Annotated in this window: 11 protein-coding genes; 3 read left to right on the forward strand and 8 right to left on the reverse strand. The window is 37.1% G+C overall.

The window, feature by feature from the left end:
* Positions 1–415: 415 nt before the first annotated feature.
* Positions 416–1,771 (forward strand): C40 family peptidase, encoded by a 1,356-nt coding sequence (locus BSO02S_RS24875; protein WP_066074376.1) that lies wholly within the window; start codon positions 416–418, stop codon positions 1,769–1,771.
* 69 nt (positions 1,772–1,840) lie between these two features.
* Here the strand turns inward: BSO02S_RS24875 and BSO02S_RS24880 are convergent, their stop codons facing one another.
* The 4 genes from BSO02S_RS24880 to BSO02S_RS24895 form a co-directional block, all read right to left on the reverse strand.
* Positions 1,841–3,226 carry a UDP-N-acetylmuramoyl-tripeptide--D-alanyl-D-alanine ligase gene (locus tag BSO02S_RS24880; RefSeq protein ID WP_066074379.1) on the reverse strand — a complete coding sequence of 462 codons (1,386 nt, stop codon included), beginning with the start codon at positions 3,224–3,226 and terminating at the stop codon, positions 1,841–1,843.
* 129 nt (positions 3,227–3,355) lie between these two features.
* On the reverse strand, positions 3,356–4,636 hold the full coding sequence (locus BSO02S_RS24885) for a YheC/YheD family protein (RefSeq protein ID WP_066074381.1): 1,281 nt from the start codon (positions 4,634–4,636) through the stop codon (positions 3,356–3,358).
* A 130-nt stretch (positions 4,637–4,766) separates the two neighbouring features.
* Positions 4,767–5,201 (reverse strand): hypothetical protein, encoded by a 435-nt coding sequence (locus BSO02S_RS24890; RefSeq protein ID WP_066074384.1) that lies wholly within the window; start codon positions 5,199–5,201, stop codon positions 4,767–4,769.
* Positions 5,202–5,356: 155 nt separating this feature from the next.
* Positions 5,357–6,736, reverse strand: coding sequence for a Mur ligase family protein (locus BSO02S_RS24895; RefSeq protein ID WP_066074386.1), 1,380 nt, complete (start codon positions 6,734–6,736; stop codon positions 5,357–5,359).
* A gap of 201 nt (positions 6,737–6,937) precedes the next feature.
* Between BSO02S_RS24895 and BSO02S_RS24900 the strand changes: the two genes are divergently transcribed.
* Together BSO02S_RS24900 and BSO02S_RS24905 are read left to right on the forward strand one after the other, a co-directional pair.
* Positions 6,938–8,158, forward strand: coding sequence for an ATP-grasp domain-containing protein (locus tag BSO02S_RS24900; protein ID WP_066074389.1), 1,221 nt, complete (start codon positions 6,938–6,940; stop codon positions 8,156–8,158).
* Positions 8,159–8,529: 371 nt separating this feature from the next.
* Positions 8,530–8,964: a BclA C-terminal domain-containing protein gene (locus BSO02S_RS24905; protein ID WP_066074392.1), complete on the forward strand. Its 435-nt coding sequence runs from the start codon at positions 8,530–8,532 to the stop codon at positions 8,962–8,964.
* A gap of 144 nt (positions 8,965–9,108) precedes the next feature.
* Here the strand turns inward: BSO02S_RS24905 and BSO02S_RS26720 are convergent, their stop codons facing one another.
* The 4 genes from BSO02S_RS26720 to BSO02S_RS24925 all read right to left on the reverse strand — a co-directional run bounded on the left by BSO02S_RS26720 (position 9,109) and on the right by BSO02S_RS24925 (position 14,694).
* Entirely contained in the window at positions 9,109–11,274 is a 2,166-nt protein-coding gene (locus tag BSO02S_RS26720; RefSeq protein ID WP_084375174.1) for a YheC/YheD family protein, read from the reverse strand.
* A gap of 190 nt (positions 11,275–11,464) precedes the next feature.
* Positions 11,465–11,923, reverse strand: a complete 459-nt coding sequence (locus BSO02S_RS24915; RefSeq protein WP_169802796.1) for a CotY/CotZ family spore coat protein — start codon at positions 11,921–11,923, stop codon at positions 11,465–11,467.
* 104 nt (positions 11,924–12,027) lie between these two features.
* Entirely contained in the window at positions 12,028–13,245 is a 1,218-nt protein-coding gene (locus tag BSO02S_RS24920) for an ATP-grasp domain-containing protein (RefSeq protein WP_066074397.1), read from the reverse strand.
* A gap of 162 nt (positions 13,246–13,407) precedes the next feature.
* Positions 13,408–14,694 carry a UDP-glucose dehydrogenase family protein gene (locus BSO02S_RS24925; protein ID WP_084375176.1) on the reverse strand — a complete coding sequence of 429 codons (1,287 nt, stop codon included), beginning with the start codon at positions 14,692–14,694 and terminating at the stop codon, positions 13,408–13,410.
* Between the last annotated feature and the right edge of the window lie 229 nt (positions 14,695–14,923).

The raw sequence follows: 14,923 nt of genomic DNA on the forward strand, positions 1-14,923 counted from the left end.
GAACAAGTTCGCCGCTTCGTTTGAAGCAACTTTATTATCATAACATTCCAAGTTATTCATGTCAATAACTATTTTCATTTGTTGTTCATCGCCTCAGTGACGACTTTTCATATATTACAGGAGAATAATAGATTGGTCAATACCTTATTTAAAGTTTTTTTAGGAAAGGAGATAAAAGTTTTTCACCTCAATCAATCGTAAAAAAATGGCTTAACGACTAATATATAGTAGGAATTTGATTTTAAATCCTTTGTAACCCTTGTAACCAAACTGTAAATTTCTTAGTAAAACCCTTGAGTGGAAAGGCTTTTTCTCATACAACAAAGTGTACTGGGATATTTCCCCACAAGGACTGGTCTCCTTTATATGATAAACTCGGTTGCAAGAAGAACTATCACACTTCAGGAGGTAAACTATGAAAAAACGTTTGGTTACAACTACATTAGCAATCACACTTGGTTTTGGTACTTTTGGAGCGGCTCCTATCGCTCTTAATCCAATAAAGGTCTCAGCAGCAACAGTTAATCCCCAAAACAACCAACTAGCTGTCGAAGCAAAGGCAGATCAATTAATTCAAACCGGTAAAAGTTTAATAGGAAGGGCAACTTACAGTACGTCAGAGTATAAGTCAACTTACCCTTACAAATTTTCATGTGCAACGTTCATTGATTATATTTTTAAACAGAATGGAGTAGATCTTGCAACCTATAATGAAAATTATATGGTACAACAAGGAACTTACGTTTCGAGAGATCAATTACAAAAAGGGGATTTAGTTTTCTTTAAAAGTAAAAAAACAGGCACAGATCCCGATCATGTCGCAATGTATATTGGCGACAATAAAGTGATTCATATGGCTGACTCAAAACAAAATATTGTGATTGCTGATATGAATAGTAAGCCATATTATACAGATGCTTACTTTTCTGCCCGAAGAGTATTACCAAGCTTACTCCCTTCAAATCCAGCAACAAAAGGTGAAACAATCGTTGAGCAATCCTTTAATTTAATGAATAAAGTGACCATGGGCAATGTAAATGATGAAAAAGCAATGAAGTTTACAGGCACTGGTTTTGTAAACTATGTTTATAAAACAAATGGCGTAAACCTAGGAACAACTAATATAAAAGAACAAATGAAACTCGGCACAACCGTTTCACGCGGAAACTTAAAGAAAGGTGATTTAATCTTTTTTAATAGTGCTATCGGTTCAAACACACCGTCTACAGTAGCCATATATGCGGGTGACCACAGAATTATTATTCCCAATTCAAACGGTATCCTGACTAGAGTTCTGTTTGTTGATTATTATGACCAGCATTATATTACAGCAAAACGAGTTTTCTCTGACACGGTGGTACCGGAAGTGACACCGCCGACAGCAAGTAGCTTACCAGCTGATAAAGTTGTCGATTTTGCTTCCAGTCTTATCGGGAAAGCAAAATTCGGGTATTCTTACAATGAGAGTACCTTAACATTTACAGGTGCCGGCTTTACCTACTATGTCTATAAAAATCAAGGAATCGATTTAAAATATAAAATAGCAAGCCAACAAGCGCAGATGGGTAAAGCGGTCCAAAAAGCTGATTTGCAAAAGGGAGACCTTTTATTCTTCTCTACAGATAATAGCGGTTCTAAAATTACGCAAACGGGAATTTATATTGGTGGAAACCAATTTATTACACTCCCCACTTCCGGCAGTGTCGTGAAAGATAGCCTGGATTCTGTGTTTGCTAAAAACAACTATGTTTCAGCGAGACGCGTTCTTTGATGATGTAATTGAAAAAGAAGTTAAAACAATCAGAAGCATTCGATGCTACGGCAATCGAATGCTTCTTTGTTAGGTCATTTTTAAACTGTTCGCAAAATCGATCATCGATCGGCTTGACATAGGTCCTTTAATAAGTAGAATTGCTTTATTATCAAGTATAGGCTCCAAAACTTCTTTAAGTCCTTTGACATCTTGAAACATATAAATATTAGCTTTGCTTCCGTCTTGTCTCGCTTGTCTTGCTATTTCTTCTGCCTTACTGCCGATTGTAATCAGCGTGTGAATGTTTCTCTTAGCAACCAAAGTGCCAATTTCTCGATGATACTTCTTTTCAAAGTTCCCTAGTCTATTAATATCGCCTAGCACAAGAATGACATTTTTACCCTCGCCAAGAGAATCAAGCACCTTTAAGGCAGCTTCCACAGAAGTAGGATTATTTGTCCATGTATCATCTATAATCGTACTGCCGCCGAACCCATTAGAAAACTCCAGATGCCTCTCCATATTTTTATAGGTGGAAAGACGAACAATTCCTTCCTCAATATCTATTCCAATCTCTTTTACAGCTGCAAGTGCAGCTAGTGCGTTAAATACTTGGTGCTCGCCATAGCCGGGGATAAAAGCTTCGTACGTACGATTTGACACATGTAACAGAAATTCCATTCCATTATTGGCAAACTTCATGGCGGAAGCTCTAAAATCAGCTTTCATATCAGTTCCAAAATAAATAATCTTTCCTTTAAATGAATGCAGCGGCACCTTTTTAGTATTTTCATCATCAGCATTTAATATCAATGTACCGCCTTTTTTCACTCCATCCACTATTTCAGCCTTTGCTTTTATATATCCTTCAAGATTCCCGCAACCATCTAAATGATGGACGCCAATCGTGGTAATAATTCCAATTGTCGGTTGATAAATCATACACTGATGCTTAATGTTTCCGGAATTTCCTAATCCATGTTCAAAAACAGCTGCATCTGTTTTTTCATCAATCCCCATCAAATAGGGTAATGATCTTCTTGGTTCATTCTTGCTGCTTTCGGAGGCTTGAACATTTTGATCCTTGCTCAAAATATGTTTAATCATATCTTTCGTTGTTGTTTTTCCGCATGTTCCTGTTATGGTCACCACTGGGATATGAAAAAGGCCTCGGTAATACTCGATAAATTTCCAGTATGCCTGTACAAGGCTGTCAACTTTGATAACGGTCGTATTCGGAAGAGCAATTTTCAATTCTGAATCAGGCTTATCCGAAATTACAAGAGAAGGCCCCTTATTATTAATCGCCGTCCAGTTAATCGTATCGTCCCTGCTAACAAACATTAGCGTATGCCGCTTTGTATGTTCATGACGATTATAGTAAATAACGTCTCTTACCTTCCAATTTACCGAACCTCCAACTAATTTACCTTGCAGTAACTGTTGAATGTCTTTCACTAGTAAAGGTTGCAATCAACTTCCTCCTTTCTTCTGAATATCATATGAAAACCCAATTCATAATGTATAGGTTTTGAATAGGAATATGCTAATGCCTTCATGGGCTTGGCGAAGGCAAGGTCACACTCCTGGAAAGAAGGGTATTTAACCTTGTTTGCCTTTTGATATATTCCTATAAATTTTTTTATCATCCAGCCTATAAAACATAGAGAGGTCAGGTTTGTAATTTCCTTCAATTACCCAAATGAACCCCTGACTCGTAAACCCAATATCAAATCCAATGAGATGAATCTCAGGATTGTTTTGTTCAAGCTGGCTAGAAGCGCTGATACAGATCTTATCGATTTTCGCTTCAAGCTTGTTGTTATTTAAATGAGGGATGTTTAAGTCCCTAATCGCATTCTCGAATGTTAGCAATTTTTGCGCCATGTTTGTAATGATAAAATCCTTAGCTGCGACTTTAACAAGCTTACCAGTAACAACCCATTCTGAATTACATTTTTGAGTAATGACTCTTACATCTATTGGGCAGTCGTCAATTCTGACTAATGGTACTTTTTGTTGAACCAGATAATCTTTCTTAGAAAGAAAGTTATATTTAATATAACGATAGATTTCATCAAAATTTGATTTCGTCAGTGTTTTTCTTCCCGTACGCATTTCATAAGTAACGGAATTTTTTTTCGTAATCAATAGAACGCCTACTCCATGTTGGCCATTACAAGGCTTTATGATTACTTCGTTATATTTCTTAAGAAAATTCTTTAAAGTGACTTCCGTTAATAATTCTGTTACTGGCACATAGCGAGATAAATCAATTAATGTAGTAAGTTCCTGATATTGACTCCATTTACTTATAGGAAAATGGAGCACTGAATCTGCTATCCAAATTCTTTTATTCATGAATAAGATTTCAAATACAATTGTATTGCACTGAAGAAAGAATTCACCGAGTTTTTGTGCAGATCGAATCACAACGTTTTTAATCATTTTATACAAATATAGATAAAAGAATTTCCCAAACTTGGAATGAGATTTCCCTGTAACAGATTTTAAAGACCATTCATCTGATTCTACCGAACGGTGAACAGTGATGTAGCATTGGAAGGGATTACGAAGCAATCTTGGTTGGATAATATGATACTTCTGAGTAATCTCATTACAGACTAGATGATGATAAAGATCTTCTTTCTCATTCACTATCTTTACGTTGTCATTTGAAGTAATCTGAAAGGTATGATCTTTAGAAGAAACATAAATCTCCTCAGGGCCAAATACGGGTTTAATGACAACGGATGTATACTTGTCTAAAAACGCGAACAAGGTCGTCTTTGAAAATAGTACTGTTTCTAACAGATGCTTAGATAAACTTTCTTCAGACTTTAATATACGATACTGGCCTATTCGGCCGCGGCTGGCCTTCAACGATCACTACCCCTTAAAAGTATTCTTAAGATATTCTATTCAGGTAGAGTATTTTTTCTTGGATAATTTGGTATTTAATAAAAACCCCCGGCTTTTAACGACCGGGAGTTCCGAAGCGATTACCATTACATTACTGACAACCTAGTGCAATGATAGAACCTTGAGGAACTGGTGCTGCACCATTTTGATCAAAGAAACCTGTGATCACAAAACTTTGTACGATATCATTTGCAGCTGTAGCAACCTGGTCTCTAAACACAGCTTCAAAAGGAAATTGTACACCGTTCACTAATCCCGTACCATCAACAGTAACTACACAGTTCTGCCCTTCCTGCTTACAGGTAACAGAAGTGATGGCATTTGCAGTAAAAGTGAAGTTGTTTACCCCTGGAGTTTCTGTGTCTACAAACGATAAGGATAGTGTCGACGTACCAAGAGTGGTAACACAAACATTAGCCAGGTAAATCAAGTCACCTTTAACTGTTCCTGTCTGACCTGTGAATTTTACATTATTATTTTCCGAGACAGCATTTACAAGAACGCCACAAGGACAAAGAACACCCATTAATATCCCCCCCTTTCTAGTAGAATACTTTAATATATTTATGGCACTAATAATGTGGCACAGTGGATTGTCCATATTAATAAAATTATTTTTGACAGAAAATGCAGGCTAGTACAAAAAGATTCCTCCCTTAAACAATGAAGTTAAAAAGATGGCTATATCTTCTTTCGTAATTGAGATGCCAATTCAATCATTGGTTTGCTATACATATCCCCTTTAATCAGGACAATTGTATTTTCATCAACGATTTCTTTTAAAAGGTCAAAAACAAGGGTGCTATTGTTAAATGAATAGACCGTTGAAGTCGTTCCTATTTTTAATAAGTAATCAGCCATTATACGGGCGTGGAAACCTATCGTGATGAGAACATCAACATCTGACTCGCTTATAATTTCCCCTGCCTGTTCATGAATGACGTATCCCCAAGATCCTAAATCCGTAATAGTTCCTAAAATAGCCACTTTCTTTTTCGTTTCTTCAATTTCACTTAACACCTTTAAAGCGGCTTTTAATGAAGTGGTCGTTAGGCTCCATGTGTCATCAAGGATCGTAGCGCCATTAAGTCCAACATGCACTTGAAGATGCTTATTTAGATTTTTATATGTTTTTAATCGATCTGCCGCTTCTGGAAGATCAATTCCTATTTCATGGACAGCGGCAAGTGCGGCAAGCGCATTATAAACTTGGTGCTCGCCATAACCTGGAACGAAAACAGAGTAGTTTTTCTCCTCGTGTTGGACACTAAATTCCATCCCGTCTTTACCATATTTAATACCAGTTGCTTTAAAGTGGCAGGATGGATCGATGCCAACTTTTATGATCCGTCCAAGATAATTGGTTAAATCTATTTTTTTCGTGTTATCATCTTCCGAATTAATAATAAGTACGCTTGAATGATCAAGTATTTTTGCCATTTCTCCTTTTGCCTGGATATAGCCTTCTAGCGTTTTACAATAATTCAAGTGGTGTGCACCTATGTTTGTAATAATGCCGATAGTCGGTTTAAAATACTCCCCTGCCTTTAGCACGTCTCCAGGTGCTCCAACAGCTGTTTCAAAAACAGCTGCTTCTGTGTCATCATCAATGCTAAGGAGGTAATGTAAGTGAGCTGTTCGAGAATTATTGGTACTATTTGTTGCTGTAATTGTTTTTTTAGCTGAAAGAATATGACTAATCATATCTTTTGTCGTTGTTTTTCCTGCTGTCCCTGTAATAGCTACAACAGGAATATGAAAAAGGCTTCGGTAGTACTTTACAAATTTCCAATAGGCTTCTTCCACATCCTTGACCATTATTATTGTTAAATTCTTAAATTGTTCACTCCTGCTAATGGTTTGATCTGTAACAAGCACCAAAGGGAAATATACCTCTAGTTTTTTCAAATTGACAACTTTGCTCCTTAAAAAAAGAATGGTATTTTGATTCTTTATTTGTTTAAGTCGGTATGCGCCAAAATGAATAATTACATCATCAGACCCTTGAATCAAGTCACCGGAAAAGATTGTTCTGATACACTCGACCGATAAGGGCTTCATTTACTATCACACTCCTTTCTCATAATCATCATATGTGCTCGTTTTCAAATTGCTTGTACGATATGGATTAATATTGGTGTCCTTTTAAAAGATTGTTTTCTGCTGACCCATTTTACAGGATACATAACCATACAAAAAACGGTTTAGCTCATAAATATATAACAGGTTGTTTTATCGAAGTTTATGTAGGGAGTGGACCGTTTGAAGACGATAATTTTTATAGGTACAAATAAATCTGGATCGAGTAGAGAAGCGATTAAAGCTGCGGAACAGCTGGGTTACTTTACGGTTGTTTTCACAAATAACGAAAAGCAATTGCAACAAAGGGAAGAGTATATAGATGTTCATGAAATGATTTTTGTTGATACGAATAATCTTTCTATGATGAAAGAAGAAATTAACAAGTTACGGTTAAAGGGTAAGGAAATAAAGACCATTGTCAGTTTTATTGATTCAAATGTTTATAGTGCTTCCATTCTTTGTGAAGAATTTTGTGATAGTTATACATCTCCCAACGCCATCAAAATAATGGAAAATAAAGAGGAAACTAGGGTTTCTCTAAAGGAACAGCCTTATACTCCTAAGTTTTTCAATATTAACCCAAATGAATCCCTTCCATTCGAAACGATAAACTCAGAGTTAACTTTTCCAGTCATCGTAAAATCTCCGAAATCGACTGGTTCCAAAGACGTGTTGTTTGTGGAAAAAAGGAAGCAATTAGAGAAACAGATTGTAAGATTGCAAGAAAAGAACCCAGATGAAACCATTATTATTGAAGAATATATTGATGGAAACCAATATTTGGTCGAGGCGCTCATATACAACCACAAGATTATGATTGCTGGAATGATCGAACAAGAAATTACACAGGGCAAACGATTTATTATTACAGGTTATGGGGTGCTTGCGGATGTGCCCAATCATCTAAAAGAAGGAATTGAACAGGTTCTGCAATCTATCATTTCACAGCTCGGAATTAAGAATGGCGCCCTTCATCTTGAATTACGTTGGACAAAAGGCGGCTGGAAACTCATTGAAATCAACCCGAGGATTTCCGGTGGTGCAATGAATGAAATGATTTATGCCGCATTTGGGTTTAGTTTAGTAGAAGAAACCCTTAAATTATATTTAGGAGAAAGTCCATCATTAATACCAAGATGTAGGAACTACGTATTTACCCAGCACCTCATTGTTTCGAAAAAGGGAATATTAGAAAAGATTACTGGAAGAAGAAGGGCCATAAGTTCTCCAGGTGTAGTGAAAGTTTACGTAAAACCCAGAAAGGGAACTAAGTTAACCCCGCCATTATCAATGGGGCATCGATATGCCTATGTGATGGCAACAGGGGCAAGTATGGAAGAAGCTAAAAAGCGCGCAAAAAGTGCTGCAGACGAGATTAAGTTCCATTTAGTAGAGGAATAAAATGGAATTACGATTATCCCAAATCAAAAAAAGGACTTCGGTAAGGTGTAACTGGTTCTCTTCTGAGGGACAAAAATTAAAAATAGCATCAAAATCACATCAATTTCATCAATTAAATAAACAAATAAAAGCCACGTTTTTTCTATAAAAATTGTGGCTTTTTAACATTAAAATTTATCGTTTAGTTCTCATGAGGTTGTAACATTTTCATTCCAATATCGGTAATTTGAAATCCTTACCGTGAACATTAACTAATATAAATCGGTTCTTTTGAAACTTAATAATTTTTTTCATCCATTTCATTTAAAAGTACAAGCCAAATGACACCTCATTAATATTCTGTAATATTAAAGTTGAAAGGAGGTGTTATTATGGGTATTATTATTCCTTGTGACTGTTTATCCGAATTAGCCTATATTTACAACTTAGCTGCTCAAACTGTTGCGATAGAGGCGGATGTTAATTTTGATACAAATGGCTTTCTCACAGCTGGAATTACGCATGCTCCCGGTTCCCCTTCGATTCTAATTACTGATGCTGGTATTTATGAGGTTACTTTCTCTGTGTCAGGTACAGAACCGAATCAATTTGCGTTATTTTTAAATGGTAACCTGGTTCCGGGAACCATATATGCTTCAGGTGCAGGAACTCAGCAAAACAACGGACAAGCTATATTTACGATAGGAGCCGGTGATGTTCTTACTCTTCGAAATCACTCTTCTGCTGCAGCAGTTGGACTTGCAACTCCGATAGGAGGCACTCAAGCAAACGTAAACGCTTCTGTTGTCATCAAAAAATTAGATTAGTACTATCTAAATATAGAACACTCACAAAATCAAAGTGAAGTGGTAAATAGCTTTAGTTGCGGAAACAGCAAAAATAACAGAAGAAAGGCACTGTACACTAGAAATTGTGCAGTGCTTTTCTTCTGTTGTTAACTGTAAGAGAAATTACCTAAATGTTTGATCTAAAAACTTTACGGTATCAAACATATTTGTTTTACTAGCCCCTTTGACCAAAATAGTGTCATCTTTTTTTACAGTCCTCACTAACAATTCATGTAATTGATCACGATTGGTGAAGTGGTACACGTTGTTAGCGGGAAAACCTTTTGCCTTTGCTTGTGCCCCAATTTCTTCTGTTCGAAAACCATATGTGATTAAAAGATCAATTTCTTTATCAAACACATATTCTCCAACTTTACGATATTCTTCCTCTCTTAAATCCCCCAACTCCCTCATTTGTCCAATAATCGCTATTTTTCGGTGTTTTCCAATATTGGAGAGAACATCGATTGCTGCTCGTACTCCTTGGGGGTGGGAATGAACGGTATCATCTATTAGTGTAATATTGTCCCGGCAGTTGTAGATAGTCAATCTTCTTGGTGGTTTTTTAAAGAGCAGCCCTAATTTAATTTCCATTGGCGTGAATCCTAAGTAATCGGCAACTGCAATCGCATTTAGAGCATTGTATACATGATGTTCTCCCAAAATGGGTATAAATAGCATTACTTCTTGCCCTTGAAGCTTCATCTTGAAATTCATTCCCGTATCTGCATATTCAACATCATAGGCTCTGTAGTCGGCGGCTGAATTTATCCCAATTGTGATGATCTTCCCTTTGAAATTTTGGGTCTCTAAAAAGGTTGAATTAAGATCATCCTTGTTTAGGAACAGAACTCCGTTTTGGTCCATCCCATGGATTAATTCCGATTTTGCATGAGCGACTTTTGTAATATCACCACCAAAATTGCCGACATGAGCAAGGCCAACATTTGTCACAATACTGATATTAGGCTTGAGGATGCTGCAATGTTCAGTAATGACACCAGGATAGGCCATTCCGTACTCTAATACCACCGCTTCATGGGCCGGAGTGATTTCTGCTGCATGTTTTTTCGTATGTTCTGTTGTATTCCAATAATCCTTTGATTCAAATACATTCCACTTCTTTGATAAAATCGATGCAAGGAATGCCTTAGACGTTGTTTTCCCGGCACTCCCCGTTATCGCGATAATTGGTGTTTCCTTTTTTTCTTCCGCTATTTTCTTCTTTAATGCATTTATTTTTTCCTTAATTGTTTTTTGGTTCTTTGCTAGAAAAATAGCATATCTAATCGTATTGATTACTACATCTAACTCCAAATAAAAGGCAGGTGGACAGCCAGGCCGCCAATTTACCTCATAAATCCATATTTTAGAATTCTCATCTAATCCTACGTCTACGCCAATTTCATCAATGACTTCCCCGTATTGTAACATTTGAAGCTCATCCAAATGATTGGCTAATGCCAAAGAAAAATGTTCGAGTGTTCGTCTAATATTAAATGCATCTTCTTTAAATTCTTGTTGTAAAAATGGATCTAAATAATTGGTGAAGCCGCCATTGTTTATATTGGCAATAATCGAACCCATCGGAGCAATTCGCGGATAGATTGTGGTAATGACCCATTTTCCTTCGCCATTTTTTTGAACATGGAGCCTAAAATCGTACACTTGCCCAGATTTTGTGGTTGATTGAATATAAGGTTGGACAATAAAGGTTCCTGTTGAAAGCTTTGAAGCTATTAGATCGTTTAGTTGTGGTTTAGAGTAGGAAATACTTTCGGAGTCCTTCTTAACGATAAAGTCATTACCACTTTTAGAAATGAAAAAGATCCCTTTACCCTTTCTTCCATCAATCGGTTTAAACACAACCTTTTCAAATGCAGTTACAAATTTGAAAAAATGCTCGGTATCTTTTACAATTTCTGTCGGAATTAGATAGTTTGAGAATTCTTTCGCCTCTTTTAACCGCTCATTTATATTCCATTTGTTACCGATTGAGTGAGTGGTAAAAGGTATTTTTTCTTTTAACTTTTGAATGATTGCCATAGACTTGGCAAGTTTTTCAGGACTTCCTGTATTGTAGATGACATCTGGAAACGGCATGATTCTTTCCACCCATTTGCCGTTTTCATACACCTGTCCTCTAATGGAACTGTTAACAAAATTTACTGTCCCAGGTGAAAAGTAGAAAAACCTCGCCCCTTCTGCTTTAGCAACCGCTGCATATGCATAAGATTTTATAACAGTTTTGGGGTCTTTACGATGATGTAACATTCCTATCAATGTCATTGAATAATCTCCTTTATTTTATCTGTACCACCTTATACATTACATTCAATTACTAATCCATTGGACACGGACAGACGTTCAGTTTTATTGATATTTGATGAATGTGGGCGCTTCATCCAAGCATTTCGCATACACCTGCCTTTTTTCCATAAAAAATGCCCCAAAAATACTTAGGGCGAAGGTTGAGGCATTACCATTTTGGCTCAATAATGATTTCCCTTTTAAGGTATCCAATATCTAAGGTTTGAATGGCATATATATTTAATAAATCAACTTTTATACGATTAGATGTTTTCTTTAGTCTCATAACATCAATATGTGAATGTGGAGTTTCGCCATGTATATCTAGGGGACGCAGTAATGAAATCGTTGCATAGCGTCCTTCTTTTTCAATCGATTCAATTCGAAAATAATTAGATGTAAAGAACTCTTCCTTCCCATTTTCATGATTGATCTCCACACCCTTGTGTGATAGGAATCCATCTTTCATCACTAATACCAAAGGAATGGTGTCTACGCCTACTAATTTAGCAAGCAATTTTCCAGAGAATTTGGTCGAGGAATCGGTTAATAAGTCTTGCAATGATTTCAATTCAAAAAGCGCTTCACATAAACCGTGTATACTTCTCTTCTCGCTACTCAATTTCACTGACAGCTCCCTGTATCTGTCCTTTTTAATAATATATTTATGGTTCAAGGAGAATGTGCGAATTGTAAAGGATTTCATGCTTGGACAATTCACCCATTTATCGCTCAAAGTGGTTCTATATAAAACTTTATTTCCTGTGCAGCGGCTATTGCGATGGTTTTTGCTCTATCTGGAGAATCCGAGGATGCAATGATGCAAGCATAGCGATTACCCATAGAGGAAGGGACGATTAATAAACTTCCCTCCCGGGGGGTGATATGAACGTATTTTACACCTTTATGCTCCATAGCATGATCCTTACCTGTTACTTTAAGAAGTTTACCTTGGGTGCCTATCGTTAAATATCTGGCGTACACATGTTGTTTTCGCGATTCAATTAAGGAAGGCTGCTCACCTAGCGACATTCTTACTATTTCTTTTATGAGGTTAATTCCCGTTCCTTCCTCAATGATTCGGTTCATCGCTCCCCCTGACATTCTTGGATTGATCTCTACTAGTTTCCATTTTTCTTGTACATTTCTCATCTCTAAATGACACGAGCCATTTAAAAGACCTATTTGATCGACTATGCTTGTGATTGAATCAATGAGGCTTTTATAGTCTTCACTGTTTAACATTGCCGGATATTGATATCCAGTCACGATAAATCTTTCGTTATTAGTGATTTCCTGCTCAATGACTGCGACAACTGTCAGTTCATTGTTGTGTACAATGATCTCAATTAGAAACTGAGGTCCTAATAAATATTCTTCAACTAATATCGGCTGTGTTGGATATTTTATTTGTAGAAATTCTATCCCGGCCATAAACTTCTCTGATGTTTCAACCAAGAGTACATTCTTTGAGCCATTGGAAGCTGGCGGTTTCAATATCAATGGTAAAAATGCTTTGTACTTCTGTACAAACTGGTCAACAGGTATATCATGATTAAAGACTACATAAAAAGGGGAACTGGAAAGACCCCTTAATTTTTCTCTGAACCTTATTTTATTTTCCATCATATAAAGTGATTCTGCTGACAGCTTTACCAATCCTAGATGTTCAGATAGCTTTGCGGCATAAGAAACATATGGGTCAATAAAACTAATACATGCACATAGTTGTTTTCCGATTTTCTTTAAATTGGTCAGTTCGTCTATAACCTTTGTCTCATCTAAAATGTCCTTGATATAGATACAGTGATCAACATCAGGAAATTCGTGTTTATTTATCATCCTCTTGTTTGTTAACAAAACAATGAAGTATCCCATTTCTTTCGCGATCGTTAGCGCTTCTTTACTAGTGCCGAAATTGTTACTTCCCAAAAAAACAATCGTCTTCATTTGTTCAACCATCCTGCCTGAATAAGGTCATTGATAACATATGTTAATTTTCCACCAATGGTACTTGATTAATCTTCGCCTTCAACAAACGTAAGGATGTTTTATATAGATCTATAGGCGAAAAAGAGCATCAATATGGATGACGCTCTTTTTCTTAATGCCCTAATGATTAGCAATTCCCGAATAATAGAATCCTAAATTCTCTATCTTCCTTTTATCCAACATATTACGACCATCAAAAAGGTTCGGTTGGTTCATAAGCTGCTTTATTCTGACCCAGTCAAGATTCTTATATTCATCCCAGTCAGTGCCGATAACAAGCGCATCTGCGCCAACAACGGTTTCCTCGACACTTTGAAGCTGCACTAGAGATGGTCCTCCAGCTATTTTTACGACTGGATCGTGCACCATCACCTGCGCCTGTTCTGCCAGCAGTTGATTAATCAAATTAAGAGTCGGCGACTCCCTTGTATCATCCGTGTTCGCTTTAAACGATAAGCCGAGAACAGCAATCTTCTTATTCAGCAAATCGTCGCCGAGATTCTGTTTGATTTTTTCAATAAAAAAAACAGTCTGCTCCTCGTTAACTTTTACAACATGTTCTAAGATCGATAACGGTTGACCATTTTCCTTTGCTATTTGAATTAATGCGTTAACGTCTTTTGGAAAACAGGAACCACCGTAACCCATACCTGCTCGGAGGAACTGCGGGCCAATCCGAGTATCGAGGCCAATTCCCTTTGAAACATCATTGATATTGATGTTTAACCCATCACACAATCTAGCTAACTCATTAATAAATGAAATTTTCATCGCTAGAAAGGAATTGGCGGCGTACTTGATCATTTCAGAGGCATTAGGATTGGTTTCGACGATTGGACAGTGGAAGTCTCTATACATTTCTCTAATAATGGTTCTTGCTGTTTCACTCGTTGAGCCGATTACAATCCGGTCAGGATTGAGGGCATCCCGAAGAGCGGAGCCCTCGCGAAGAAACTCCGGGTTGGAAACAACATCATAGGGGATCTGCTCTTCTTGACCTTCCTTGATCCATTTCGTCACCAATTCTGCTGTCCCTACTGGCACGGTGCTCTTCGTGATGATAATTTTATATTTATTCATATATTTGCCGATCGAATGGGCGACATTTTTAACATAAGTGAGGTCTGCACTGCCATCCGCTCCCTGGGGTGTGCCCACACAAATGAAGATAATATCATTCTCTTTAACAGCCTTTTTTGTCTTTTTTGTAAATTCAATATGTTGGGCAGCGACATGCTTGCTGAGCAACTCCTCGAGACCAGGCTCGTAAAAATGTAGTTTGCCAGCTTGTAACGCTTTAATTTTGTTTTCGTCTAGGTCTAGCCCTGTGACCTTGTGACCCATTTCGCAAAAAACAAGGCCCGTCGTCGTACCCACGTAGCCTGTGCCAACGATCAAAATTCTCACTTTAGATTATTCCTCCTTCAATACACTCCCAAAATAAGTACTTAGTTTTAAACGGATTTCCTCGATACCATGGTCGTGGCTTGTATTAATTTATTCATAAAAGTATTTTATGGAAGGTTGTCCACCTTAGAAAGGGCGGTTAATAGGAAGTTTTTCAGAAGACTGGTTTTTTGGGAACGTGACGATTATTTATGACTGTGAACGGGGAAAACTTGCTTCATGGGCAATC

Origin of the sequence: Neobacillus soli NBRC 102451 (assembly GCF_001591665.1) — a bacterium.
Classification (GTDB): domain Bacteria; phylum Bacillota; class Bacilli; order Bacillales; family Cytobacillaceae; genus Neobacillus; species Neobacillus soli.